The 23,755-nt window shown below is 62.1% G+C and carries 24 protein-coding genes; 10 read left to right on the forward strand and 14 right to left on the reverse strand.

Features of this window, described 5'->3' with window-relative positions; genetic code table 11:
• Positions 1–9: 9 nt before the first annotated feature.
• From mltB to H7995_RS15145, 7 genes are all read left to right on the forward strand, one after another.
• Positions 10–1,020, forward strand: a complete 1,011-nt coding sequence (mltB, locus tag H7995_RS15115) for a lytic murein transglycosylase B (RefSeq protein WP_182342461.1) — start codon at positions 10–12, stop codon at positions 1,018–1,020.
• Between the two features lie 56 nt (positions 1,021–1,076).
• A complete protein-coding gene (locus H7995_RS15120) occupies positions 1,077–2,033 on the forward strand; it encodes a septal ring lytic transglycosylase RlpA family protein (RefSeq protein ID WP_371927845.1) in 957 nt (318 codons plus the stop codon).
• Between the two features lie 195 nt (positions 2,034–2,228).
• Complete coding sequence (locus H7995_RS15125; protein ID WP_166590440.1) at positions 2,229–3,386, forward strand: D-alanyl-D-alanine carboxypeptidase family protein; 1,158 nt, start codon at positions 2,229–2,231, stop codon at positions 3,384–3,386.
• Positions 3,387–3,466: 80 nt separating this feature from the next.
• Positions 3,467–3,742: a DUF493 domain-containing protein gene (locus tag H7995_RS15130; RefSeq protein WP_008152827.1), complete on the forward strand. Its 276-nt coding sequence runs from the start codon at positions 3,467–3,469 to the stop codon at positions 3,740–3,742.
• Positions 3,742–4,389 (forward strand): lipoyl(octanoyl) transferase LipB, encoded by a 648-nt coding sequence (lipB, locus tag H7995_RS15135; RefSeq protein ID WP_166590439.1) that lies wholly within the window; start codon positions 3,742–3,744, stop codon positions 4,387–4,389. The genes H7995_RS15130 and lipB overlap by 1 nt, the downstream gene beginning before the upstream one ends.
• 1 nt (position 4,390) lies before the next feature.
• Positions 4,391–5,413 (forward strand): lipoyl synthase, encoded by a 1,023-nt coding sequence (gene lipA / locus H7995_RS15140; protein ID WP_371927842.1) that lies wholly within the window; start codon positions 4,391–4,393, stop codon positions 5,411–5,413.
• An 81-nt stretch (positions 5,414–5,494) separates the two neighbouring features.
• Positions 5,495–6,445, forward strand: coding sequence for a S66 peptidase family protein (locus H7995_RS15145; RefSeq protein WP_166590438.1), 951 nt, complete (start codon positions 5,495–5,497; stop codon positions 6,443–6,445).
• Between the two features lie 93 nt (positions 6,446–6,538).
• On the opposite strand, the gene H7995_RS15150 is transcribed toward H7995_RS15145, so the two are convergent.
• From H7995_RS15150 to leuS, 5 genes are all read right to left on the reverse strand, one after another.
• Positions 6,539–7,861, reverse strand: a complete 1,323-nt coding sequence (locus tag H7995_RS15150) for a lytic murein transglycosylase (protein ID WP_166590437.1) — start codon at positions 7,859–7,861, stop codon at positions 6,539–6,541.
• A gap of 61 nt (positions 7,862–7,922) precedes the next feature.
• Entirely contained in the window at positions 7,923–8,078 is a 156-nt protein-coding gene (arfA, locus tag H7995_RS15155) for an alternative ribosome rescue factor ArfA (RefSeq protein WP_095166318.1), read from the reverse strand.
• Positions 8,079–8,191: 113 nt separating this feature from the next.
• On the reverse strand, positions 8,192–9,229 hold the full coding sequence (gene holA / locus H7995_RS15160; protein ID WP_166590436.1) for a DNA polymerase III subunit delta: 1,038 nt from the start codon (positions 9,227–9,229) through the stop codon (positions 8,192–8,194).
• Positions 9,230–9,268: 39 nt separating this feature from the next.
• Entirely contained in the window at positions 9,269–9,874 is a 606-nt protein-coding gene (locus tag H7995_RS15165) for an LPS-assembly lipoprotein LptE (RefSeq protein ID WP_166590435.1), read from the reverse strand.
• 87 nt (positions 9,875–9,961) lie between these two features.
• Positions 9,962–12,568, reverse strand: coding sequence for a leucine--tRNA ligase (gene leuS, locus H7995_RS15170; RefSeq protein WP_182342453.1), 2,607 nt, complete (start codon positions 12,566–12,568; stop codon positions 9,962–9,964).
• A gap of 271 nt (positions 12,569–12,839) precedes the next feature.
• Here leuS and H7995_RS15175 point away from each other — a divergent pair, with 271 nt between their 5' ends.
• Positions 12,840–13,160: a hypothetical protein gene (locus tag H7995_RS15175; RefSeq protein WP_166590433.1), complete on the forward strand. Its 321-nt coding sequence runs from the start codon at positions 12,840–12,842 to the stop codon at positions 13,158–13,160.
• 137 nt (positions 13,161–13,297) lie between these two features.
• Positions 13,298–14,065: a YdcF family protein gene (locus H7995_RS15180; RefSeq protein ID WP_182342449.1), complete on the forward strand. Its 768-nt coding sequence runs from the start codon at positions 13,298–13,300 to the stop codon at positions 14,063–14,065.
• Between the two features lie 55 nt (positions 14,066–14,120).
• Here the strand turns inward: H7995_RS15180 and lnt are convergent, their stop codons facing one another.
• The 5 genes from lnt to miaB form a co-directional block, all read right to left on the reverse strand.
• Positions 14,121–15,644 carry an apolipoprotein N-acyltransferase gene (gene lnt, locus H7995_RS15185; RefSeq protein ID WP_182342446.1) on the reverse strand — a complete coding sequence of 508 codons (1,524 nt, stop codon included), beginning with the start codon at positions 15,642–15,644 and terminating at the stop codon, positions 14,121–14,123.
• A gap of 15 nt (positions 15,645–15,659) precedes the next feature.
• Positions 15,660–16,499, reverse strand: coding sequence for a CorC family transporter (locus tag H7995_RS15190; protein WP_016773041.1), 840 nt, complete (start codon positions 16,497–16,499; stop codon positions 15,660–15,662).
• Positions 16,500–16,504: 5 nt separating this feature from the next.
• Positions 16,505–16,999, reverse strand: a complete 495-nt coding sequence (gene ybeY / locus H7995_RS15195; protein WP_185818563.1) for an rRNA maturation RNase YbeY — start codon at positions 16,997–16,999, stop codon at positions 16,505–16,507.
• Complete coding sequence (locus tag H7995_RS15200) at positions 16,992–17,996, reverse strand: PhoH family protein (protein ID WP_166590429.1); 1,005 nt, start codon at positions 17,994–17,996, stop codon at positions 16,992–16,994. The genes ybeY and H7995_RS15200 overlap by 8 nt, the downstream gene beginning before the upstream one ends.
• 205 nt (positions 17,997–18,201) lie before the next feature.
• On the reverse strand, positions 18,202–19,530 hold the full coding sequence (gene miaB, locus H7995_RS15205; protein ID WP_166590428.1) for a tRNA (N6-isopentenyl adenosine(37)-C2)-methylthiotransferase MiaB: 1,329 nt from the start codon (positions 19,528–19,530) through the stop codon (positions 18,202–18,204).
• A gap of 135 nt (positions 19,531–19,665) precedes the next feature.
• On the opposite strand from miaB, the gene H7995_RS15210 reads away from it, so the two are divergent.
• The gene (locus H7995_RS15210; protein WP_003185742.1) at positions 19,666–19,995 is read left to right on the forward strand and encodes a DUF1820 family protein; all 330 of its coding nucleotides are present in this window, start codon (positions 19,666–19,668) and stop codon (positions 19,993–19,995) included.
• Between the two features lie 66 nt (positions 19,996–20,061).
• On the opposite strand, the gene H7995_RS15215 is transcribed toward H7995_RS15210, so the two are convergent.
• The 4 genes from H7995_RS15215 to H7995_RS15230 form a co-directional block, all read right to left on the reverse strand.
• Positions 20,062–20,616, reverse strand: a complete 555-nt coding sequence (locus H7995_RS15215) for a tetratricopeptide repeat protein (RefSeq protein WP_166590427.1) — start codon at positions 20,614–20,616, stop codon at positions 20,062–20,064.
• Positions 20,617–20,840: 224 nt separating this feature from the next.
• Positions 20,841–22,124, reverse strand: coding sequence for a glutamate-1-semialdehyde 2,1-aminomutase (gene hemL / locus H7995_RS15220; protein WP_166590426.1), 1,284 nt, complete (start codon positions 22,122–22,124; stop codon positions 20,841–20,843).
• Between the two features lie 18 nt (positions 22,125–22,142).
• Complete coding sequence (gene thiE / locus H7995_RS15225; RefSeq protein ID WP_185818564.1) at positions 22,143–22,766, reverse strand: thiamine phosphate synthase; 624 nt, start codon at positions 22,764–22,766, stop codon at positions 22,143–22,145.
• Positions 22,767–22,784: 18 nt separating this feature from the next.
• Complete coding sequence (locus H7995_RS15230) at positions 22,785–23,582, reverse strand: hydroxymethylpyrimidine/phosphomethylpyrimidine kinase (RefSeq protein WP_182342442.1); 798 nt, start codon at positions 23,580–23,582, stop codon at positions 22,785–22,787.
• Positions 23,583–23,755: the final 173 nt, after the last annotated feature.

A 23,755-nucleotide genomic window follows, 5' to 3' on the forward strand; every position in this document is an offset into this window, starting at 1 on the left:
AAGAGTTCAATGCAAGTAATGCGTGGCTGGGCGACTCGATACGCTCCGTGGGTCGGCCTGGTAAGCATCCTTGGTACGGCGCCCATGGCGCTGGCCGGCGAATATGAAGGCTCGCCCCAAGTGGCCGAATTTGTCGGTGAAATGACCCGCGACTACGGTTTTGCCGGCGAACAGCTGATGGGCGTGTTCCGTGAAGCCCAGCGCAAGCAGGCGATTCTCGACGCCATCTCGCGGCCTGCCGAGCGGGTCAAGCAATGGAAGGAATATCGCCCGATGTTCCTCACCGATGCCCGCATTGCCCGCGGCGTGGACTTCTGGCGCCAGCATGAGGCAGTGCTGGCCCGTGCCGAGCAGGAATACGGCGTGCCGGCCCAGGTGATTGTCTCGATCATTGGGGTCGAGACGTTTTTCGGCCGCAATACCGGCAATTATCGGGTAATCGATGCGTTGTCGACCCTGGGTTTCGACTACCCTCCACGTGCCGAATTCTTCCGCAAGGAATTGCGCGAGTTCCTGTTGCTGGCGCGCGAAGAGCAGGTTGACCCGCTGACGCTCAAAGGCTCCTACGCCGGCGCCATGGGCCTGCCGCAATTCATGCCCAGCAGTTTTCGGGCGTATGCGGTGGACTTCGACGGCGACGGCCACATTAATATCTGGACCAACGCCGATGATGCCATTGGCAGCGTCGCCAGCTATTTCAAGCGTCACGGCTGGGAAGCCGGGCAACCGGTGGTCAGTCTCGCCCAGGTGCGGGGCGATCAGGTCGACGACGGCCTGACCACCGGGATCGAACCGACGAAAACCGTCGGGGAGTTGCGAGCGCTGGGCTGGTCGAGTCATGATGCGCTGCGCGACGATATGCCGGTCACCGCGTTTCGTCTGGAAGGCGACAATGGCCCTGAATACTGGATGGGCCTGAAGAATTTTTACGCGATTACGCGTTATAACCGCAGCGTGATGTACGCCATGGCCGTACATCAGTTGTCTGAACAGCTGGTCCAAGCACGGGGCGTCAAGTAATGCCGGCATTGCCAATCCGCAAACCCCTGAAGCTGGTGGCTTTCACCGCGTTGTCGATGCTCATGGTCAGTTGCTCGACCAGCCGCGCACCGCAGCCGCAGAAAGCCCCGACCGCTGTCCGCGCCACACCGGGGCTGGACATCAACCGAGCCCACAAGGACGGCGCGCCGTGGTGGGATGTTGATGTGTCGCGCATTCCCGACGCCACGCCCACCCTGCACACCGGGTCCTACAAGGCCAACCCCTACACCGTGCTGGGCAAGACCTACTACCCGATGCCCGAGTCCAAGCGTTATGTCGAGACGGGGACGGCGTCCTGGTATGGCACCAAGTTCCATGGCCAGAACACCGCCAATGGCGAGGTCTATGACCTGTACGGCATGAGTGCCGCGCACAAGACCCTGCCGTTGCCTGCCTATGTGCGGGTGACCAACCTGGACAACAAACGCACGGTGGTCCTGCGGGTCAACGACCGTGGGCCGTTCTATTCCGACCGCATCATCGACCTGTCCTACGCCGCGGCGAAGAAACTCGGTTATGCCGAAACCGGTACAGCGCGAGTCAAGGTCGAAGGCATCGACCCGCAAGAGTGGTGGGCGGCCAAGGGCCGGCCGGCACCGTTGATGCTCAACGAGCCGCAGATCGCGCAAAACAGCGGGCCGGTCATCACCACGTCGACCGGCAAGGTCGAACAATGGACCCCGCCGCCACAGCAGCACGCGGCAGCCGTCGTGCCGATGCAGATCAACGCTAAAAAAAACGCTTCTGTACCAGCCTCTGGCCAGTATCTACAGGTGGGCGCGTTCGCCAACCCGGACGCTGCAGAGCTCCTGAGATCGAAGCTCAGCGGGATGGTGAGCGCTCCGGTGTTCATCAGTTCGATCGTGCGCAATCAGCAGACCCTGCACCGGGTTCGCCTGGGGCCTATCGGTTCGCCGGGTGAGATTACGCAAGTGCAAAACAGCGTGCGCCTGGCCAATCTCGGTTCGCCGAGCCTGGTGACGGCCGAGTAAGTAACACCTGATTCAAGGTTCGCTTGCAGTATTGGGGGGTGAACCTGAGTTGTTGGCTCGTAGTACAACAAAAGCCCGGCAAGGGTCAGTGAGTGAACAACTGAACACGCGACACCCTCAAGGCCTTGTGCCGTGAGGGTTGTCAGATTAGTTTTGCCCGCGAGGGCAGTTTCCATTAGCGATTTCGAGAGACGGATGAACATCACCACCTTTGCCAAACGCCTGTGCCTGCTAGTCCCGCTGCTCCTCTCGCCGTCCGCTTTCGCGGCCGAGATGATGCCGTCGTCACCACAACTGGCCGCCAAGGCCTACGTGCTCATGGACGCCAGCAGCGGCAACGTGCTGGTCGAGAACAACGGTGACCAGCGTCTGCCGCCAGCCAGCCTGACCAAGCTGATGACCGCGTACATCGCGACCCTGGAAATCCGTCGTGGCCAGATCGGTGAAAACGATCCGGTGACCGTCAGCGAAAACGCCTGGCGTACCGGCGGTTCGCGGATGTTCATCAAGGTCGGCTCCCAAGTGTCGGTCAGCGACCTGCTGCACGGCATCATCATCCAGTCGGGCAACGACGCCAGTGTTGCGCTCGCCGAGCACATCGCCGGCAGCGAAGACGCGTTCGCCGACATGATGAACAAGACTGCCGCTGACCTGGGTATGACCAACACCCACTTCATGAACCCGACCGGCCTGCCAAACCCTGAGCACTACTCCTCGGCTCACGACATGGCGATCCTGGCGCGCGCGATCATCCACGAAGACCCGGCTCACTACGCGATCTACTCGCAGAAAGAGTTCTTCTGGAACGGCATCAAGCAACCTAACCGCAACCTGCTGCTGTGGCGCGACAAGACCGTCGACGGTCTGAAAACCGGTCACACCGACGAAGCCGGCTACTGCCTGGTGTCCTCGGCGGTACGTGATGGCATGCGCCTGGTCTCCGTGGTGTTCGGCACCAACAGCGACACCGCGCGTGCAGCTGAAACCCAGAAGCTGCTGACCTACGGCTTCCGCTTCTTCGAAACCCAGACCTTCTACCAGAAGGGCGCCGAGCTGGCCCAGGCTCCTGTCTGGAAGGGCACCACCAACCAGGTCAAGGCTGGCCTGGCTCAAGACCTGACCATGACTCTGCCAAAAGGCCAGCTGAAGAAGCTCGCTGCCAGCATGACCATGAACCCGCAACTGATCGCGCCAATCGCCAAGGGCGACGTGATCGGTAAAGTCGAAGTCAAGCTGGACGACAAGGTGGTGCACAGCGCCGACCTGATCGCGCTGGACGCCGTCGAGGAGGGTGGTATCTTGCGCCGCATGTGGGATAGCATCCGTCTATTCTTCTTCGGCTTGTTCAACTGATTTAGTGTGGACCTGCATGGCCCCGTTCCGACCTGGAGCGGGGCCATGTCCGTTGCCACGGCTTACGAGGCCGTTACGCCATGACAGATACAGAAGTAAAGGCGCCAAAGATCGAATTCCCTTGCGCGGATTACCCGATTAAGGTGATCGGCGACACCGGTGTGGGCTTCAAGGACAAGATCATTGCGATCCTGGAAAAGCACGCCACCGTAGACCACAAGACCCTGGCCGAACGCCAGAGTACCAATGGCAAGTACACGACCATCCAGCTGCACATCATCGCCACCGGTCAGGAACAGCTCTACGACATCAACAGCGAGTTGCGCGCTACCGGTTTCGTGCACATGGTGCTGTGATGACGGCACCGCTGGGCTTTCGTGAACTCGGCCAGCTGGCTTACGAGCCGGTCTGGCAGGCCATGCAGCGCTTCACCAATGAACGTGGCAGCGAGCGTGCCGACGAGATCTGGCTGGTCCAGCACCCGGCGGTGTTCACCCAGGGTCAGGCCGGCAAGGCCGAGCACCTGCTGCTGCCGGGGGACATTCCGGTGGTGCAGGTCGACCGCGGCGGCCAAGTGACCTACCACGGTCCGGGGCAGTTGGTCGCGTACCTGCTGCTGGATGTGCGCAAGCTGGGGTTCGGCGTGCGGGACCTGGTCAGCCGGATGGAACGCTGCCTGATCGAGTTGCTGGCCAGCTATGGTGTTACCGCCGTGGCCAAGCCGGATGCACCGGGGGTCTACGTCAATGGTGCAAAAATCGCCTCTCTGGGGCTGCGGATCCGCCACGGTTGCTCCTTTCATGGCCTGGCCCTGAACGTGGATATGGACCTTGAACCGTTCCGACGGATTAACCCCTGTGGCTACGCCGGGCTGGCAATGACTCAGCTGCGTGACCATACAGGGCCGATAGAATTTGCCGAGGTAAGTGCCCGGCTGCGCGCGCAGCTCGTCAAACACCTCGACTATGCTGAGCAGACGACCCTAACGGGCGGAATCGACTGATATGACTACTGATGCAGTGCAAACCATGATCCCGACGCTGGATGTCACCGAGCGTGCGGCCCCGCGTGCCAAGGTTGAAGCCGGCGTTAAGCTGCGCGGCGCCGAGAAGGTTGCACGCATCCCGGTAAAGATCATTCCGACCACCGAACTGCCGAAGAAGCCGGACTGGATTCGCGTGCGCATCCCGGTTTCCCCGGAAGTCGACCGCATCAAGGCCCTTCTGCGCAAACACAAGCTGCACAGCGTCTGTGAAGAGGCTTCCTGCCCGAACCTGGGCGAGTGCTTCTCTGGCGGCACCGCGACCTTCATGATCATGGGCGACATCTGCACCCGTCGTTGCCCGTTCTGCGACGTCGGCCACGGCCGTCCGAAACCACTGGACGTCAACGAGCCAGAAAGCCTGGCCATTGCCATCGCCGACCTGAAACTCAAGTACGTGGTGATCACTTCGGTCGACCGCGACGACCTGCGTGACGGCGGTGCCCAGCACTTTGCCGACTGCATCCGCGAGATCCGCAAGCTGTCGCCGAACGTCCAGCTCGAAACCCTGGTCCCCGACTACCGTGGGCGCATGGACGTGGCGCTGGCCATCACCGCGGCCGAGCCACCGGATGTGTTCAACCACAACCTGGAAACCGTGCCACGCCTGTACAAGGCCGCACGCCCGGGTTCGGACTACCAGTGGTCGCTGACCCTGCTGCAGAAATTCAAGCAGATGATGCCGCACATTCCGACCAAGTCCGGCTTGATGCTGGGCCTGGGCGAAACCGACGAAGAAGTCATCGAAGTCATGAAGCGCATGCGCGAACACGACATCGACATGCTGACCCTGGGCCAATACCTGCAGCCGTCGCGCAGCCACTTGCCGGTGCAGCGTTTTGTGCACCCGGACACCTTCGCCTGGTTCGCCGAGGAAGGTTACAAAATGGGCTTCAAGAACGTTGCTTCCGGCCCGCTGGTGCGTTCCTCGTACCACGCGGACGAGCAGGCCAAGCTGGTCAAGGCCGAGCTGATGTCGTCCTGACCGCTGTGTGAAACACCAAGGGCCCGCAAGGTTAGCGCTTTGCGGGCTTTTTTTTAATCGGGTCATTGGGAGGAATCACGGATGACCACTCGCTCTACCGCCATCGTTGTGCCACATACCGCCGTCCCGGCATTGCCTGCCGCCGGTCGCATTGCAGTCATTGCGCCAGCAGGTCCGGCGGCACTGGATACCGAACAGGCGCTGCTCTGGATGCGCACGCGCGGTTACTCGCTAAAGATCTATCCCGGGGTCCTGGAGAAGGACGGCTACCTGGCCGGCAGCGATGAGGTGCGCCTCAATGACCTGCACCAGGCGTTCAGCGACCCGACGATCGACGCCATCCTGTGCCTGCGCGGCGGTTATGGCAGCCCACGCCTGCTCGACCGGATCGACTATGAGCTGCTGCGCCGGCATGCCAAACCGTTTGTCGGCTACAGCGACATCACCGCCTTGCACCTGGCGATCAGCCGCTATGCGGGGTTTGTCACCTTTCACGGGCCGATGCTCAATGCCGACCTGCTGGGGGGCAAGCAGGCGCCGACCGAGGCGTCGTTGTTCAGCCTGCTCAGAGGGCAACTGACGGCCGGCAGTCGGCTGGCGCACCCGGTGGCCTACCCATTGACCACCCTCGAACCAGGCATCGCCCAGGGGCGACTGCTGGGCGGTAACCTTTCGATGATTGCGGCCACCATGGGCACGCCGTTCGAAATCGACGCCGACGGGATCATTCTGTTCATCGAAGACATCAACGAGCCGCTGTATCGCATCGATCGCTTGCTGACGCACCTGCGTCTTGCCGGCAAACTCAGTCGTTTGCGCGGGGTGCTGGTGGGGGATGTGGCGGGGGTTGAGCGCGATGCCCTGGCGCGCCTGCTCAAGCAGACCTTCGCGCCGTTCGCCATCCCGGTGCTGGCCGGTTGGCGCAGTGGCCATTGCGACCCGAACCTGAGCTTGCCGATGGGCGCATTGGTGACGCTGGATGCGGGGGGCAAGAGCCTGGTGCTGGAGCAGGATGTGGTGCTCAGGCGCTAGAGACCGACCAGGCTCACAATTGATGCTGGACGCTTGCAGATGTTGCAAGCACCCACACAGACCTGTGTGGGTGCGAGCTTGCCCGCGATGGGTTCAACGGCTGCGCAGGGCGTCCAGCAGTTTGTGCGTCGGGTAGCCGTCCGCCGGCCAGCCGAATGACTGTTGTGCTGCGCGAATGGCCTTGCGGGTATTGGCGCCGATGATGCCGTCGGGGTTGCCTGCGTCGTAGTTGTGGGTGCTCAGCAGGTTCTGCAATTCAATGCGCTCGGAACGGCTCAGCGGCAGGTCATCCTTGGGCCATTGGCCGTTGATCCGGCCGCCACCGCTGAAGCGCTGGGACAACAGGTTGACGGCCAGAGCGTAGGACGACGAGTTGTTGTACTTGAGCACTGCGCGGAAGTTATCGAGGATCAGGAACGCCGGGCCACGGTAACCGGCTGGCAGTAGCAGGGCGGCGGACAGTTGTTCGGAGCCGGCTGGCACGCTGGCGCCGTTGGGCAGCTTGACGCCCAGTTGTGTCCATTCGGCGACGGTTTTGCGAATTGCACCGTCGGCCAGGGAGTAGTTGAAGCTGCTCGGTACCTCGACTTCAAAGCCCCACGGCTGGCCTTTCTGCCAGCCGGAGCTTTGCAGGTAGTGGGCGGTGGACGCCAGCGCATCGGCCGGGCTGCCCCAGATGTCGCGGCGACCGTCGCCATCGAAGTCCACGGCGTGGGTGTTATAGGTGGTCGGGATGAACTGAGTCTGGCCCATGGCTCCAGCCCAGGAGCCGAGCATCTTCTCGGGAGCGATATCACCCTGTTGCAGAATCTGCAGCGCGGCCAGCAATTGCGCGTGGGCAAAACCCGGGCGCCGGCCTTCGTAGGCCAGGGTCGCGAGCGAACGGATCACCGACTTGTCGCCCTGGAAGCTGCCGAAGTTGCTTTCCATGCCCCAGACGGAAACCAGTGCCTGGCGGTCGACGCCGTAGCGCTGTTCGATCGCGCCCAGGGTGTCGGCGTATTGCTCCAGCAGGGCCTGGCCACGGCGCACGCGCAGGGCTGACAGCGCGCCGTCGAGGTATTCCCACACCGGGCGGGAAAACTCTGGCTGGCTGCGGTCGGCGCGGATCACGCTCATGTCCGGCGTGACGCCGGCAAAGGCGCGGTCGAACAGGCTCGGGCTGACACCGGCGGCGAGCGCGTCCTTGCGGAAGCTGGCCTGCCATTGCTCGAATGTCTGGGTCGGCTGGATCTCGAGGTTGTCTCCGGTCGGCACCACGGGCGCGACAACGGCCGGTGCGGTCGGGACAGGAACGGTCTGAAGCGGTTGGGCGTCGGCGGCGGTTGGTTTTTCCGCGCAGGCGACAAGCAGAACGAGGCTTGTGGCAGCGATCAGTTGGCGCAGGTGCCAACGACGGGAAATACTAAAGGGCATGCACAGGTCCAGAGAATACGAATCAGGTGCCGACCTTAACATGTCGAGGGGGTGCTGCGCTTCACGCGGCCAGAAAGTAAGAAGCCTCCCAGCTTTTAGACTGGAAGGCTTCGCGGCGGTAGCTGCCTTTGCCCTTGGCCGGTTGTTCCTGGCGGCTGCGGAACAATGGCTGGGCGACGATGGATTTGGCCTTGTTGGGCCGCTGTTTTCTGCTCATGGGCGATTGACTCCAAGGGTGGGGGGGGACGAGGCGAATCATCGGCTGAAGTGAGGGATCTGTCTAGTCCCTACAATATGTAGGACCTTTCGCGCGTGATTGCAAGCAGGGCCTTACTCGGCAGGCAAGTTCAGGCGCTGGCCGGCCATCAGCAACGACAGGCGGCTGAGGCTCATCCACGGTGAGCCGGCGGCCTGGCCCTTGATCTGCGCGTCGATGCGTTGCGCTTCGAGCAGCAGTTGCGCCCAGCGCGGTGCCGAGTAGCGTTGCAGGGCCTTGCTCATCAGCGGTTTGCGCTTGTCCCAGACCGGTGGTCGGGCCTGGCTGAAGGCTTTGTCCAGCGGCACGCCCTGGCTGTATTGCAGCGACAGGTTGGCCAGCAAACGCAGTTCACGGGCCAGGGCCCAGAGAATCACCGGCGGCTCCACGCCCTCGCCACGCAAGCCTTCGAGCATTCGCAGGGCGTGGGCGGCTTCACCGTTGAGAATCGCGTCGGTGAGCCCGAACACATCGAAGCGCGCGCTATCGGCCACGGCCGCTTGCACTGTCTCGACCGTGATCTGCCCGCCCTCAGCCATCAACTTGAGCTTTTCGATCTCCTGGGCGGCCGCCAGCAGGTTGCCTTCGACGCGGGCAGCAATCAGCTCCACGGCATCCTGGCTGGCGCTGAGCCCGGCCTGGGACAGGCGTTGGCGAATCCACTGCGGTAACTGGTTGGCGTCCACCGGCCAGATCTGCACGAACTGAGTCTGCGGGCCTTCGACCAGGGCCTTGCCCCATTTGGTTTTCTGCGCACTGCCGTCGAGCTTGGGCAGGCTGATCAGCAGCAAGGTATCTTCGGCCGGACGAGCGCAGTACTCCATCAGGGCCGCGGCACCCTTGTCCCCCGGCTTGCCGGACGGCAAACGCAGTTCCAGCAGGCGTTTTTCGGCAAACAACGACATGCTGGCCCCGGCTTGCAGCAACGTGCCCCAGTCAAAGCTGGCATCGGCGCTGAAGACCTGGCGCTCATCAAAACCTTGCTGGCGGGCAGCAGCGCGAATCGCGTCGGCGGCTTCCTGGCAGAGCAACGGGTCATCGCCGCTGATGATGTAGACCGGCGCGAGGGTGCCTTGCAGGTGTTTGGCGAGTTGGGCGGGGGCAAGTTTCATAGGGCGGGGCAAACGGGGCGCACAGGCGCCCCGTAAGACTTACTCGGCAGGGACTTGCAGCGGCGACTGACGCGGGGTGTTCGCTTCAGCCTTCTGTGCCGCTTCCAGCGCATCGGCTTCGGCCTTGGCACGGGCGTCAGCGGTTTGCTGCAGCTGATCCAGCTGGGCTGGGGTCAGTTGCTGCAGGCGCAGCATCATGCGCTGCACCAGGTCGCGACGGATTTCCTTACGCGCTTCGTCTTCTTCCTGAACGGAGCCGGTGATGTTGCTGCCATCGTGCATGACAACCTTCTGCACCTGCAGCCTGTCGCTGATCAGCGACAGGTTGTTCTGGCCAACGATCTGGTAGTTCAGCACCGTGGTCAGCTCGTTCTCGGCGGTCCGCCCGGCACCGGAGTAGCTCAGGCTGCGCTGGGTGGTCTGTTCGTCGGTGAACACCAGTTTGTACGGTGCGCCGGCCACTACGTTGACGCCGCTGCTTTGCAATACCTGACGCATCATGACCACGGTTTCGCCATAGGCGTTACGTGCGCTCAGGTCGAGCTCCTTGATTGCCAGTTCGGTCGTACCGGTACCGCGCAGCTGGAAACCGCAGGCGCTCAGCAGGACCGCGAGGCCCATCACCAGCAGATTGCGTTTGATCATCTTGTTGCTCCCCTTGAAACCATGTGGGCCGCTATGGCGCCCGAAAGGTTTTGTTCGGTGCCAGGCCGGGCCTGGCACCTGCTCCAATTAGCTGGCGACGATGTTGACCAGTTTCCCGGGTACCACGATCACTTTACGAATGGTCAGGCCGTCTACGAAACGCAGTACGTTTTCGTTGGCGCGCGCCGCCGCTTCAACCTCTTCGCGGGTGGCGCTGGCGGGCATTTCGATCTGGCCGCGCAGTTTGCCGTTGACCTGGATAACCAGGGTCAGGCTGTCCTGGACCAGGGCGCTGTCATCCTGCACTGGCCAGTTGGCGTCGATCACTGCGTCAGCGTGGCCCAGTTGATGCCACAGCTCGTGGCTGATGTGCGGGGTGATCGGAGCCAGCAGCAAGGTCACGGTTTCCAGGCCTTCTTGAACCAGGGCGCGATCTTGTGCGGTGCCTTGCGGGGCTTTTTCCAGCACGTTCATCAGCGTCATCACCTGGGCGATGGCGGTGTTGAATTTGTGGTTCTGGCCGACGTCGTGGCTGGCCTGCTTGATGGCCAGGTGGATCGAGCGGCGAATGGCTTTCTGTTCGTCGTTCAGACCGGCGACGTCCACCTTGCCCGGCAGGCCCTGGGTGATGTGCGCTTGCGCCAGGCGCCAGACGCGCTTGAGGAAGCGGTGCGAGCCTTCGACGCCGGAGTCGGACCATTCCGCGCTCATGTCAGGTGGCGAGGCGAACATCATGAACAGGCGGCAGGTGTCTGCGCCGAACTGGTCAATCATCGACTGTGGGTCAACGCCGTTGTTCTTCGACTTGGCCATCTTCTCGGTGCCGCCGATTTCCACCGGCAGGCCGTCGGCGATCAGCTTGGCGCTGATCACTTTGGCCTTGCTGTCGCGCTCCAGCTCGACGTCCGCCGGGTTGAACCAGGTGTAGGCGCCGTTGGCTTCGCGACGGTAGTAGGTCTCGGCAATCACCATGCCCTGGGTCAGCAGGTTCTTGAACGGCTCGTTGGAGCTCACCAGGCCTTCGTCGCGCATCAGCTTGTGGAAGAAGCGCGCATACAGCAGGTGCAGAATGGCGTGTTCGATACCGCCGATGTACTGGTCGACAGGCAACCAGTGGTCGGCCGCGGATTTTTCTACCAGGCCACCTTCAAAGTGCGGCGAGGCGTAGCGGGCGTAGTACCACGACGACTCGACGAAGGTGTCCATGGTGTCGGTTTCGCGCTTGGCCGGTGCGCCGCATTTCGGGCAGCTGCACTCGTAGAACTCAGGCATGCGCGCCAATGGCGAACCGGCGCCGTCCGGCACCACGTCTTCGGGCAGTACGACCGGCAGTTGATCTTCCGGCACGGGCACGTCACCGCAGGTTTCGCAGTGGATGATCGGGATCGGGCAGCCCCAATAGCGCTGGCGGCTGATGCCCCAGTCGCGCAGGCGGAACTGGGTGCGCGAGGCGCCCAGCTCTTTCTTGATCAGGGCCACTTCCATGGCGTCGAAGGCGCCGACGAAGTCGAGACCGTCAAATTCGCCGGAGTTGATCAGCGTGCCGTGCTCGCCGTAGGCGTCTTGCCACGGGGCCGGGTTGGTGTCACCGGAGCTGGTGCGCACCACCGATTTGACTGGCAGGTTGTACTTGTGGGCGAATTCGAAATCGCGTTCGTCGTGGGCCGGCACGGCCATTACAGCGCCATCGCCGTAGTGCATCAGCACATAGTTGGCGACCCACACCGGCAGTTTTTCACCGGTCAGCGGGTGCTCGACGAACAGGCCGGTCGGCAGGCCTTTTTTCTCTTGAGTGGCGACGTCGGCTTCAGCGACGCTGCCGCCCTTGCATTCAGCGATGAACGCTTGCAGCTCAGGATTGTTTTTTGCAGCCAGCGAAGCCAGGTGGTGCTCGGCGGCCACGGCGACGTAAGTCGCTCCCATCAAAGTGTCCGGACGGGTGGTGAAGACTTTAAGGGTGCCTTCTTCGCCGATCGAATCGACGTTGTACGGGAACTGCACTTCCATGCCGCGGGATTTGCCGATCCAGTTGCGCTGCATGGTCTTGACCTGTTCCGGCCAGCCAGTCAGTTCGTCGAGGCTCTCCAGCAGCTCATCCGCGTAGGCGGTGATCTTGAAGTAGTACATCGGGATTTCGCGCTTTTCGATCAGCGCGCCGGAACGCCAGCCGCGACCGTCGATCACCTGTTCGTTGGCCAGGACGGTCTGGTCGATCGGGTCCCAGTTCACGGTGCCGTTCTTGCGGTAGATCACGCCTTTTTCGAACAGGCGAGTGAACAGCCATTGTTCCCAGCGGTAGTAATCGGGCTTGCAGGTGGTCACTTCGCGGGACCAGTCCACCGCCAGGCCCAGGCTGCGCAGTTGGGTCTTCATGTAGGCGATGTTTTCGTAGGTCCACTTGGCGGGCGCCACGTTGTTCTTCATCGCGGCGTTTTCCGCCGGCATGCCGAAGGCGTCCCAACCCATGGGTTGCAGGACGTTTTTGCCGAGCATGCGCTGGTAGCGGGAGATCACGTCGCCGATGGTGTAGTTGCGCACGTGCCCCATGTGTAGCTTGCCGCTGGGGTAAGGGAACATCGATAGGCAATAGAAAGTCTCCTTGCCTGGCTGTTCACTGACTTCAAAGGACTTTTGCTCGTCCCAGAATGATTGGGCGGCGGCTTCTATTTCACGGGGCTGATATTGTTCGTGCATGGCTACTTTTGAACTGAATAGGGGTGGCCTAATCCTCTTCAATGCAACGCTGGACCCGGATTGCGCCAAATGAGGCGTTTTCGATGCCCAGCCGAGCTGGAAGTGGAGTTACAGGAAGCGCCGTAGCATACATGACCGTACTCGGCCTAGGGAAACCCTGATTGCGCAGCGTTACCCACAGTCGGGGCCGTTGGTCGCGGCGCACCGCCGGTTTGTGCGACGAAGCTAAGCTCTAGTTGGGGAGTAGGTCTTATCTTCAATGAGGTGAGGGATGGTTGAGTCGCAAACAAAAGTTACGCAACCCGAGTTGTACGAAAAACTGATAGATCGTCTGGGGGTGGCCCTGGACGCAGTAAAGACCGCCGGGCGGTTGCGTGATGAGCGTCCGCTGGAACTGGAACTTCGCGGGTTGAGCCCCGCAGAGTTCGATCTGATCAAGGCTTATCTGGACCGTAGTGAACGCGAGGCGCATGGAATCTTGTCAGCAGCAGTGATGCACAATGATGCCCCTCGTTCGGCCAAAGTCATCTGGTTGAAAGACAAGGCACCTGGCAGCGACGCGGTAAAGGTCCGGTCCCTGCAGGTCAAGTAAGTGATCAGGTACATGTTTATCGCCCCGAGCGGGCACAGGAAGTCGCCGGTGATGGTTTTTTGATGAAAAGGTCCGTCACCTTGGTTGTCGCTTTACTTCAACCCACTTAGGCTTCGGGCATCTTTCGGAGATGCTCGATGCCCTTTCGTTACTTCGTCAAACAACTGCTCATGCCCCCCGGCCTTCTTTTGCTGTTGCTGGTTCTTGCCTGGTGGTTTCGCCGTTCCCGGCCGCGCCTGGCAACCTTTTGTTTTGTCCTGGGTGCCGGTGGTTTCTGGCTGATGAGCCTGCCGGTGGTGGTGCAATGGGGCGCCACGGCCCTTGAGCGGGAACCGGCGCTGGCGCGCGGTGAGTGGGCGAGCCTGGCCGAGCGCGCGGACGTGATCGTGGTGCTGGGGGCGGGCCGTGAGCGGGGCGATCCAGCCTGGGGTTCTGACCAGCCGACGGGCGTGGCACTGGAGCGTGAGCGCTATGCGGCTCGCCTGGCCAAGGCCTCGGGCTTGCCAGTGCTGACCAGTGGCGGCCTGCATTACGGTACGCCACCGACTGAAGCCAAGCTGATGTCGGATTCGCTGCAGGAGGATTTTGGGGTCACGGTGCGCTGGCAGGAAGGGCGCAGCCGCACGACCTGGGAGAACGCCCAGTTCACCGCCGAACTGCTGCAGCCATTGGGTTTGAAACGCGTTGTGCTGGTGACCCAGGCGTGGCACATGCCGCGCAGTGTCTGGAGCTTTGAGGCTGCGGGATTGAGCGTGGTACCGGCCCCGGTGGGCTTTTTGGGCACCGCTACCGCCAACGCCGAGCCATTGGGCGGCTGGCTGCCGACCTTCAAGTCGATCTGGCGCTCCGGGCAGTTGTTGAATGAGGCGGTGGGGCAGGCGGGGTATACGCTGTTCTACCGATAGCCCGATGCACCCCTGCAGGCGCTGACCAGCCTGCGCCTGCAAGGGGTGGGGTGTTCTAGACGGTCTTGGCCATCCGGCTGGCCAGCAGTGCCCAGCCAAACAGCAGCAGGCAGAGAACGATCAGCGGCCACGAGCGCCATTGCAGGTACGGTGTCAGGTTGTGCATCGGCACCACTTCGCCGTAGAGGATGCCGCGTTCGAACTGCGGGATCTGCACGGTGATCTTGCCGAATGGGTCGATCAGCCCGGTGACGCCATTGTTGGTTGCCCGAATCATCCAGCGCCCGGCTTCCAGTGCGCGCATCTGCGCCATCTGCAGGTGTTGCAGCGGGCCGATGGAGGTGCCGAACCAGGTGTCGTTGCTGATCGTCAGCAGCAGGTCACTGCGCGCTGACAGGCTCGCGGCAAACTCCGGGTAGACCACTTCGTAGCAGATGAACGGGGCGATCTGATAGCCCTTGGCCTGAAGCATCGGCTGGTCGGACGGGCCACGGGCGAAGTCCGACATCGGCAGGTCGAAGAAGGCGATCAGGCCGCGCAGCACGTCCTGCAAGGGCACATATTCACCAAACGGCACCAGCTTTTGCTTGAGGTAGGTGCCGTCGCCTTCGCCGACCACGGTAATGCCGTTGTAGAAGCGTTTTTCCTGGTGCACCACCTGGCGGATCGGTACGCCGGTAATCAGCGCCGAATCCCGCTCGGCAGCGAAGGTACCCATCATGTTCAGGTAGCCCTCGGCGGACTCCTTGAGTACCGGCACCGCGGTTTCCGGCCAGATCAGCAGGTCGACGCGCTTGGAACTCAGGCTCATGTCGCGGTACAGCGCCAGCTGCGAGTTGAGCTGCGCCGGGTCCCACTTCATGCTTTGTTCGACGTTGCCCTGAATGGCCGCCACGCTCAGCGGCTCGCCGGAGGGGCTGGTCCAGGCGTGGCCCTTGAGCGCGATACCTGCTGCCCATGGGCCGACCAGCAGCACCACGCCGGCGGCGATGAAGGCTGGGCGGCGGTTGCGCAGCAGGCGAGGCGCATTGCACAGCAGTGCCGCGGTCAGGGCTATGGTGAACGACACCAGCCACATCCCACCCACTGGCGCCAGGCCCGAGAGCGGGCCGTCGAGCTGGCTGTAGCCGGAATAGAGCCAGGGGAAGCCGGTCAGGAACCAGCCACGGAAGGCTTCCTGGGCAACCCACAAGGCGGCAAAGGCCAGGGCATCGGCCAGCGGCGCTTCGTTACGGCGCAGCCAGCGCGCCCAGACCCAGGCGGGCAGGGCGAAGAACCAGGCGATCGCTGCGGTGAACAGCAGCATCAGGAACCCGGCAAGCAGCATCGACGCGCCGCCGAAGTGGTGAATGCTGTAGTAGATCCAGCTGGTACCGGCGCCGAACAGGCCGAAACCGAAGCACCAGCCGCGTCCCAGTGCCTGGCGCGGGCTAAGTTGGCGCAGGCCGGCGTAGAACAACCCGGCCGCCAGCAGCGCCAGCGGCCAGATATCGAACGGCGCCAGCGCCAGGGTGGTGATTGCACCGGCCGCCACGGCCAGCAGGTTACCGGGCCAGCCGGGGCGGGTTATCCAGCGCATTTCGATCCTTAGGGGTTACCGGGCGATAGGTGTCAGGCGCAGCAAGTGGATACGACGGCTATCGGCATTGAGGATGCGGAAGCGATAGGCGCCGATTTCCGTGATTTCGTTACGTTTTGGCAGATGCCCGAACGCGCTCATCACCAGGCCGCCCACGGTGTCGAATTCGTCGTCGGAGAATTCGCTGTCGAAGAACTCGTTGAAGTTCTCGATCGGCGTCAGGGCTTTGATCAGGAAGTCGCCGCTGGGCAGAGGCTTGATGTAGCTGTCTTCTTCGACATCGTGCTCGTCTTCGATGTCGCCGACGATCTGTTCCAGCACGTCTTCGATGGTCACCAGGCCTGCCACTCCGCCGTACTCGTCGATGACGATGGCCATGTGGTTATGGTTGGCGCGAAACTCGCGCAGCAACACGTTCAGGCGCTTGGACTCCGGTACGAAGGTGGCCGGGCGCAGCAGGTCCTTGATGTTGAAGCTGTCGCCATTTTCCTTGAGGATCAACGGCAGCAAGTCCTTGGCCAGCAACACGCCCATCACGTCATCGTGGCTTTCGCCGATCACCGGATAGCGCGAGTGAGCCGAGTCGACCACGGCTGGCAGGAACTCACGGGGAGTCTGGGTCGCCTTGATGCTGACCATCTGCGAGCGCGGCACCATGATGTCGCGCACTTGCAGGTCAGCCACCTGGATGGCGCCTTCGACGATGGCCAGCGCTTCGCTGTCCAGCAACTTGTTCTGATGGGCATCGCGCAGCAGCTCCAGGAGCTCCTGACGGTTCTTCGGCTCGTGGGCAAAAGCCTGGGTGAGCTTACCCAGCCATGACTTCTGCCCGTTGCTCGATCGATCTTCGCTCATAGCGATTACTCTGAATCCTTTGTTGTAACAGTAGGGGATAGTTCGTTTTCGTCGTCTGCATAAGGGTCCGGATGACCCAGTTCAGCAAGCAACGTTCGTTCCAGTGCTTCCATTTCCTCGGCTTCCTCGTCATCTATATGGTCGTAACCAAGCAGATGCAAGCAGCCGTGAATCACCAGGTGGGCCCAGTGGGCGTCCAGCGCCTTGCCTTGCTCGGCGGCTTCACGCTCGACCACGGCCACGCAGATCACCAGATCGCCCAGCAGTGGGATGTCGAGAAACTCGTCGGGCACGTCGGCCGGGAACGACAGGACGTTAGTTGCGTAATCTTTCTGACGCCAGGTGTGATTGAGCTCACGGCCTTCGGCTTCGTCGACCAGGCGAATGGTCATTTCCGAGTCGGCCGTGCGCTGGCGCAGGGCCAGCTCGCACCATTGACGGAGTTGGGCTTCGCTGGGGGCATTGCCCTGGCTGGCAAGCTGCAGGTCAAGCTCAAGCATCGCGGCGGTTGTCCTTCGGGGCGTCGGGTACAGCGCGATTTTCGAAGCGCTCGTAGGCTTCGACTATGCGCTGCACCAGCGGGTGGCGCACCACGTCTTTGGGCTTGAAGTGAGTAAAGCTGATACCCGGTACGTCCTCGAGCACTTCAATCACGTGGTTGAGTCCGGACTTGGTGCCCTTGGGCAGATCGACCTGGGTGATGTCGCCGGTGATGACCGCCGTGGAGCCAAAGCCGATCCGGGTCAGGAACATTTTCATCTGTTCCACGGTGGTGTTCTGGCTTTCGTCGAGGATGATGAAGCTGTTGTTCAGCGTACGTCCGCGCATGTAGGCCAGCGGCGCGACCTCGATTACCTGGCGTTCGATCAGCTTGGCCACGTATTCGAAACCGAGCATTTCATACAGGGCGTCGTACAGGGGGCGCAGGTAAGGGTCGATCTTCTGCGACAGGTCGCCCGGCAGGAAGCCGAGTTTCTCGCCCGCTTCGACCGCCGGGCGCACCAGCAGGATGCGGCGAATCTGCTCGCGCTCCAGGGCATCTACCGCGCAGGCGACAGCCAGGTAGGTCTTGCCGGTACCGGCCGGGCCGATCCCGAAGTTGATGTCGTTAGCGAGGATTTCCTTCACGTAGCGCTGCTGATTCAAGCCGCGAGGGCGAATCATGCCTTTTTTGGTGCGCAAGGCTACGGCGGGTTCGGCGGGGGCGTGGTTGTCCAGCTCTTCGACGGCCGATTCCTGCAGGAACAGGTGAACCATGTCCGGCGACAGCTCGCTACCCTTGGTTTCGCGGTAGAGACGGCGCAGCAGGTTTTCCGCCCAGGTGGTGTGCTTGAGCTCGCCGATCAGTTCGAACTGATTGCCGCGGTTGCGGATCACGATCGCCAGGCGCTGTTCGATCAAGCGCAAATGCTCGTCGAATTGCCCGCACAGATTGGCGAAGCGGTGAGCCTCAAAGGGCTCGAGGATAAAACGATGCGGTTCTATGGGTGCGTTCAAGGTTGTTTTCAGCCGCCCTTGGGCAATTAAGATGAAATCAAGGATAACGCCAGTGGCCTGGGTGCGAAAGCTCTTAAATAACCAACGTCGTACGCAGTCCCTGTGGGAGCGAGCTTGCTCGCGATGGCGGCGTGACAGACGACACATTTGCTGAATGTCAGATCGCAATCGCGAGCAAGCTCGGCTCCTACAGTGATCGGCGGTGTTATTGGATCAGCGAACCCCGCAGCGAGTGTGGCTGTGCGGCGTCGATGTGCACGTCGGCGAACTGGCCGATGAGGGTCGGTGTGTCGCAGCGGAAGTTGACGATGCGGTTGTTCTCGGTGCGCCCCTGCAGTTCGCCAGGGTCTTTTTTCGAGTAGTCGGTGACCAGGATCCGCTGGATCGAGCCGACCATTTGTCGGCTGATTTCGAAGCCTTGCTGATTGAGGCGATGCTGCAGGGCGTTCAGGCGCTGTTTTTTCAGTTCTTCCGGCGTGTCGTCGGCGAGGTCGGCGGCCGGGGTGCCCGGGCGCTGGCTGTAGACGAACGAGTAGGAGAAGTCGAAGCCAACGTCTTCGATCAGCTTCATGGTCTGTTCGAAGTCTTTCTCGGTTTCACCCGGGAAGCCGACGATGAAGTCCGAGCTGATGCAGATGCCCGGCACGGCGGCGCGCAATTTGCGCAGCTTGGACTTGTACTCAAGTGCGGTGTGGTTGCGCTTCATGGCCGAGAGGATTCGGTCCGAACCCGATTGCACCGGCAAGTGCAGGTGCTTGACCAGCTCCGGTACGTCGGCGTGGGCCTGGATCAGGCTATCGGAAAACTCCAGCGGGTGGGACGTGGTGTAGCGGATACGGTCGATGCCGTCGACCGCCGCCACCACCCGGATCAGCTCGGCCAGGTCAGCCAGGCGCCCGTCGTGGGTGGTGCCGCGGTAACCGTTGACGTTCTGCCCCAGCAGGGTCACTTCACGCACGCCATTCTCGGCCAGGTGAATGATCTCGGCGATCACGTCATCGAACGGCCGGCTGACTTCTTCGCCACGGGTGTAGGGCACCACGCAGAAGGTGCAGTACTTGCTGCAGCCTTCCATCACCGAGACATAGGCGCTCGGGCCGTCGATGCGCGGTTCGGGCAGGTGATCGAATTTTTCGATTTCCGGGAACGAGACGTCGACCTGCGGCAGTTTGGTGATCCGCGCGGCGTCGATCATTTCCGGCAGGCGGTGCAGGGTCTGCGGGCCGAAAACCACGTCGACATAGGGGGCGCGGTCGCGGATGGCGGCGCCTTCCTGGCTGGCCACGCAGCCGCCGACGGCGATCACCATCTCCGGGTTGGCCAGCTTCAGCTCACGCCAGCGGCCCAACTGGGAGTACACCCGGTCCTGGGCACGTTCGCGGATCGAGCAGGTGTTGAGCAGAATCACGTCTGCGTCTTCGGCGCGGGCGGTCACTTCCAGGGCCTGGTGTTCACCCAGCAGATCAACCATGCGCGAGCTGTCGTACTCGTTCATCTGGCAACCGTGGGTTTCGATGTAAAGCTTCTTGGCCATGGACGGGTTCATCACGTGATTCAAAGAACCGCGCATTATAGGGAACAAGTCCTCAGGTTCCTACCGTCGTGCGTCCAGCGGCTATGCTATAGTTCGCGCCCTCATTTTTATCCCTCGATGTGTTACCCGCCCACCATGACCAAACGTGAAGCTCCAATCTACAAGGTGATTTTCCTCAACCAGGGCCAGGTGTTCGAAATGTACGCCAAGCAGATCTATCAAAGTGATCTGTGGGGCTTCCTGGAAGTGGAAGAGTTCGTCTTTGGCGAGCGCACGCAAGTGGTCGTCGATCCGAGCGAAGAGAAGCTCAAGGCGCAGTTCGAAGGCGTGGTGCGCAGTTTTGTGCCGATGCATTCGATTGTGCGCATCGACGAGGTCGAGCGCCTGGGCACGCCAAAAATCAGCGAAGCCCGTGGCGCGGTCGGCAATGTCATGCCGTTTCCGATGCCAATGCCTGAGAAGTAAGCCTTAATACCGCGTCGTCTTCATCGCGAGCCTGCTCGCGATGGGGCCAGGCAGGTCTGTGAAGGCTTACGGCAGTGGCGAAAACGGCGTACGCCCATCGGCGTTTTGCAGTTCCATCAGGTACTTGCGGAAAATCTGCCCCAGCACCTGGGTGGCGACTTCCAGTTCATCGCGTTGCATGTGCTCGGCGACTTCGTCGGCAGTGTCCAGCGCATCTTCGGCGCCGTTGACCGCAGCCATTTTCAGCACGATGTACGCCTGGACGTTGTTGGCGGGCACGCCTTCGCCGTGGAAGAACATGGTGCCGAGCTTGAATTGCGCCTGGGCGTGGCCTTGCAGGGAGGCCTTTTCGAAGTAGCTCAGGGCTTGATTGAGGTCGCGCGGTGCATTTTTACCGTCGTAGTAGAACTCGCCCAACTCGTATTGCGCTTCCGCATCCCCGGCGTCCGACGCTTTCTGGCAGGCTTCAAGGGCCTCCTTCAGGTCTTCAGGCTGGGTATTGAGGGTGCAACGACCCATTGCCGGGATCAACAACGAGTTGCCGCCTGCTTGTGCGTGCGCGAGCAGCGGCTGAAGGAGCAACAGGCAGCCCAATGCAAGGGTGCGGCCGGTGCGGTTCATGGGAATCGACTTACCTCTGAAGGGCGCGCGGACCCATCGAGGGATCCAATAAGCGCGCATTATGAAATAAGCAGGACCATCCTTACAAAGTCTTTACTCGTTTTTCTGCCGCGCGGGAACTATATCTACCGCTTTTAGCGGGAACTTGGATAGTCGTAGCAGCAAAAAGACAGCAATGTAGGATAAAGCTGACGTCGACCCAGGCCGACGTCAGCGGTTTTGGCTTACTTCAGCGCGGCAAATGCACGCTCGGCTGCGTCCAGGGTCAGCTGCAACTCGGCGTCGCCGTGGGCGATCGAGGTGAAGCCGGCTTCGAAGGCGCTTGGCGCCAGGTACACGCCGCCTTCGAGCATCAGGTGGAAGAAACGCTTGAACAGGTTGGCATCGCTGGCCATGACGTCGTCAAAGGTCACGATGTCGTCGGCGCCACTGAAGTACAGGCCGAACATGCCACCTGCCTGGGTCGTGACGAACGGAATGCCCGCCGCATCGGCACGCTGTTGCAGGCCATCGAGCAGGCGGCTGGTGTAGTCACTGAGTTCGGCGTGGAAGCCTGGGCGGCTGATCAGGCGCAGGGTGGTCAGGCCGGCCGCCATCGCCAGCGGGTTACCCGACAGGGTGCCAGCCTGGTAGACCGGGCCCAGCGGGGCAATGTGCGACATGATTTCGCGCTTGCCGCCGAAGCAACCCACCGGCATGCCGCCGCCGATGATCTTGCCGAAAGTGCTGAGGTCTGGAGTCACGCCGTAGTACGCCTGGGCGCCGCCCAATGCCACGCGAAAACCGGTCATCACTTCGTCGAAAATCAGCACCACGCCGTGCTGGTCGCACAGGCTGCGCAGGCCTTCGAGGAAGCCGGGCGCCGGCGGTACGCAGTTCATGTTGCCCGCAACCGGCTCGACGATGATGCACGCCACTTCCTGACCGACTTCGCCGAGCATCTTGGCCACGGCATCGATGTCGTTGAACGGCAGTGTCAGGGTGTGCTTGGCAAAGTCGGCGGGCACCCCGGCGGAGCTCGGCACACCTTGGGTCAGCAGGCCCGAGCCGGCCTTGACCAGCAGGCTGTCGGAGTGGCCGTGGTAGCAGCCTTCGAACTTGATGATGCTGTCACGGCCGGTGAAACCACGGGCCAGGCGAATCGCGCTCATGGTCGCTTCAGTGCCGGAGCTGACCATGCGCACCATTTCCATGGACGGGACGATCGAGCAGACCAGGTCGGCCATTTCGGTTTCCATCGCCGTCGGGGCGCCGTAGGACAGGCCGTGCTCCAGCTGCTTGCGCACCGCGTCCAGCACGTCGGGGTGGCTGTGGCCGAGAATCATCGGGCCCCAGGAGCCCACGTAGTCGACATAACGCTTGTCGTCTTCGTCCGTCACGTAGGCGCCTTCGGCGTGCTTGAAGAACAGCGGAGTGCCGCCCACGCTCTTGAATGCACGTACGGGGGAGTTCACGCCGCCGGGAATGTGTTTCTGGGCATTGGCAAACAGGGTTTCGGAACGAGACATGGTAGGGCTCTCAAAAATTCAGGAAGTGAACAGTGCGTTGAAGGCGCGCGCGCGGCGGGTCACTTCGCTCGTGCTGTCGGCGCCGAACAGGCCATGGACCACGGCCAGCAAGTCGACCCCATGGGCCACCAGCGGGGCGGCGTTGTCCAGGGTAATACCACCGATCGCACAGATCGGCAGGTTCAACCGGGCGCGGGCCTGGTCGAGCAGCTCGAGGCTGCAGGTCGGTGCGCCGGGTTTGGTGTTGGAGTTGAAGAAGCGGCCGAAGGCGACATAGCTGGCGCCTTCCTTGGCCGCTTGTTCAGCCAGCTCGATCTGCGCGTGACAGGTCGAGCCAATGATCGACTGGCGGCCCAGCAGTGCTCGGGCCGGGGTCAGTGGGCCATCGGTTTGCCCCAGGTGAACGCCGACGCCCAGGCGCGCGGCCAGTTCGGCGTCGTCGTTGATGATCAACTGGGTCTTGTAGCGCTCGCACAGGTCGCGCAGGGCTTGGGCTTCGCGCAAGCGGCGCGCCTCGTCGCTGCTTTTATCGCGGTACTGCAGCAAGGTCACGCCACCCTCCAGTGCTGCTTGCACATAGGGCAGGAACTTGCCGGCCAGTAACTGACTGTCGGTAATGGCGTACAGACCACGTAATTTCATCGGGCAAGCCTCATGGCGTTACGAGCAAAAATCCAGCGGCAGGCGACGCGGAACAAACTGGCCTTTGCCCAGTTGTTCGGCGTCACGCAGGGTGCGCCAGGTGTAGTCCAGTGCTGACTTCACCGCGCTGGCGAGGTGTTCACCCTGGGCCAGGCGACCGGCCAGCGCACTGGCCAGGGTGCATCCGGATCCGTGGTAGCTGCCGGGCAGGCGCTGGCAGGTAAAGGTTTCGCGGTGACCGTCGCGGCTGTAGAGGCGATTGTGTACTTGATGTTCGTCGCCATGCCCGCCGGTAATCAGCAAGTGTTTGACGAAAGGGAGGAGTTTTTCTGCGCACTGGTCGGCGCTGCCGTCTGGCAGTTCAGCCAGGATCCGGGCTTCAGGAAGGTTGGGGGTGGCGATAATCGCCAGTGGCAGCAGGCGCTCGCGCATGGCGTAGCCGACTTCGTCCTTGCCCAGGCGTCCGCCACCGCCAGCGCGCAGCACCGGGTCGCAGACCACGGGCAGGTGCGGATGCGCCTGGAGCAGTTCGACCACCGTGTCGACCATTTCCAGTGAGCCGAGCATGCCCAACTTGACCGCCGCAACCTGCGAGTCGTTGAGGACGGCATTGGCCTGGGCCAGTACCCACTCACGATCGAGGACGCGGAAATCACTGACATTGACGGTGTCTTGCACGGTCAGGGCAGTGACGGCCGGGGCCGCATGACAACCCTGAGCCAGCAGGGCTTCGATATCTGCCTGCAAGCCGGCGCCACCACTTGGGTCGTGGCCGGAGAGACAGAGGACAACGGGGCGAGAGCTGTAGATATTCATGGTGCGCGAGCTTACCACCAAACAAGTTTTTTCGGTGCGCCTGGCAGCACGCCAGGACTTGCTGCCAGCCGCGTGGTCTCGTGGCCGCGGCGGTTGGTTATGAATGATCCTCATAATCTGACCAGATCTTCAGATCTTGACTGTCGTGGGCCCCTGAAAAGCCCGTGCTAGAG

Origin of the sequence: Pseudomonas kielensis, assembly GCF_014236655.1 — a bacterium.
Lineage (GTDB): Bacteria > Pseudomonadota > Gammaproteobacteria > Pseudomonadales > Pseudomonadaceae > Aquipseudomonas > Aquipseudomonas kielensis.

What these genes read in the sequence shown, in the direction of transcription:
- mltB (WP_182342461.1), top strand. Translation starts at nt 10, where the DNA reads ATGCAAGTAATGCGTGGCTGGGCGACTCGATACGCTCCGTGGGTCGGC.
- lipB (WP_166590439.1), top strand. Translation starts at nt 3,742, where the DNA reads ATGACGGCACCGCTGGGCTTTCGTGAACTCGGCCAGCTGGCTTACGAG.
- H7995_RS15215 (WP_166590427.1), bottom strand. Translation starts at nt 20,616, where the DNA reads ATGAACCGCACCGGCCGCACCCTTGCATTGGGCTGCCTGTTGCTCCTT.
- holA (WP_166590436.1), bottom strand. Translation starts at nt 9,229, where the DNA reads ATGAAACTTGCCCCCGCCCAACTCGCCAAACACCTGCAAGGCACCCTC.
- hemL (WP_166590426.1), bottom strand. Translation starts at nt 22,124, where the DNA reads ATGTCTCGTTCCGAAACCCTGTTTGCCAATGCCCAGAAACACATTCCC.
- H7995_RS15230 (WP_182342442.1), bottom strand. Translation starts at nt 23,582, where the DNA reads ATGAATATCTACAGCTCTCGCCCCGTTGTCCTCTGTCTCTCCGGCCAC.
- H7995_RS15145 (WP_166590438.1), top strand. Translation starts at nt 5,495, where the DNA reads ATGACCACTCGCTCTACCGCCATCGTTGTGCCACATACCGCCGTCCCG.
- H7995_RS15130 (WP_008152827.1), top strand. Translation starts at nt 3,467, where the DNA reads ATGACAGATACAGAAGTAAAGGCGCCAAAGATCGAATTCCCTTGCGCG.
- lipA (WP_371927842.1), top strand. Translation starts at nt 4,391, where the DNA reads ATGACTACTGATGCAGTGCAAACCATGATCCCGACGCTGGATGTCACC.
- thiE (WP_185818564.1), bottom strand. Translation starts at nt 22,766, where the DNA reads ATGAAATTACGTGGTCTGTACGCCATTACCGACAGTCAGTTACTGGCC.
- arfA (WP_095166318.1), bottom strand. Translation starts at nt 8,078, where the DNA reads ATGAGCAGAAAACAGCGGCCCAACAAGGCCAAATCCATCGTCGCCCAG.
- H7995_RS15190 (WP_016773041.1), bottom strand. Translation starts at nt 16,499, where the DNA reads ATGAGCGAAGATCGATCGAGCAACGGGCAGAAGTCATGGCTGGGTAAG.
- H7995_RS15120 (WP_371927845.1), top strand. Translation starts at nt 1,077, where the DNA reads ATGCTCATGGTCAGTTGCTCGACCAGCCGCGCACCGCAGCCGCAGAAA.
- lnt (WP_182342446.1), bottom strand. Translation starts at nt 15,644, where the DNA reads ATGCGCTGGATAACCCGCCCCGGCTGGCCCGGTAACCTGCTGGCCGTG.
- H7995_RS15180 (WP_182342449.1), top strand. Translation starts at nt 13,298, where the DNA reads ATGCCCTTTCGTTACTTCGTCAAACAACTGCTCATGCCCCCCGGCCTT.
- miaB (WP_166590428.1), bottom strand. Translation starts at nt 19,530, where the DNA reads ATGGCCAAGAAGCTTTACATCGAAACCCACGGTTGCCAGATGAACGAG.
- H7995_RS15125 (WP_166590440.1), top strand. Translation starts at nt 2,229, where the DNA reads ATGAACATCACCACCTTTGCCAAACGCCTGTGCCTGCTAGTCCCGCTG.
- leuS (WP_182342453.1), bottom strand. Translation starts at nt 12,568, where the DNA reads ATGCACGAACAATATCAGCCCCGTGAAATAGAAGCCGCCGCCCAATCA.
- H7995_RS15165 (WP_166590435.1), bottom strand. Translation starts at nt 9,874, where the DNA reads ATGATCAAACGCAATCTGCTGGTGATGGGCCTCGCGGTCCTGCTGAGC.
- ybeY (WP_185818563.1), bottom strand. Translation starts at nt 16,999, where the DNA reads ATGCTTGAGCTTGACCTGCAGCTTGCCAGCCAGGGCAATGCCCCCAGC.
- H7995_RS15175 (WP_166590433.1), top strand. Translation starts at nt 12,840, where the DNA reads ATGGTTGAGTCGCAAACAAAAGTTACGCAACCCGAGTTGTACGAAAAA.
- H7995_RS15210 (WP_003185742.1), top strand. Translation starts at nt 19,666, where the DNA reads ATGACCAAACGTGAAGCTCCAATCTACAAGGTGATTTTCCTCAACCAG.
- H7995_RS15150 (WP_166590437.1), bottom strand. Translation starts at nt 7,861, where the DNA reads ATGCCCTTTAGTATTTCCCGTCGTTGGCACCTGCGCCAACTGATCGCT.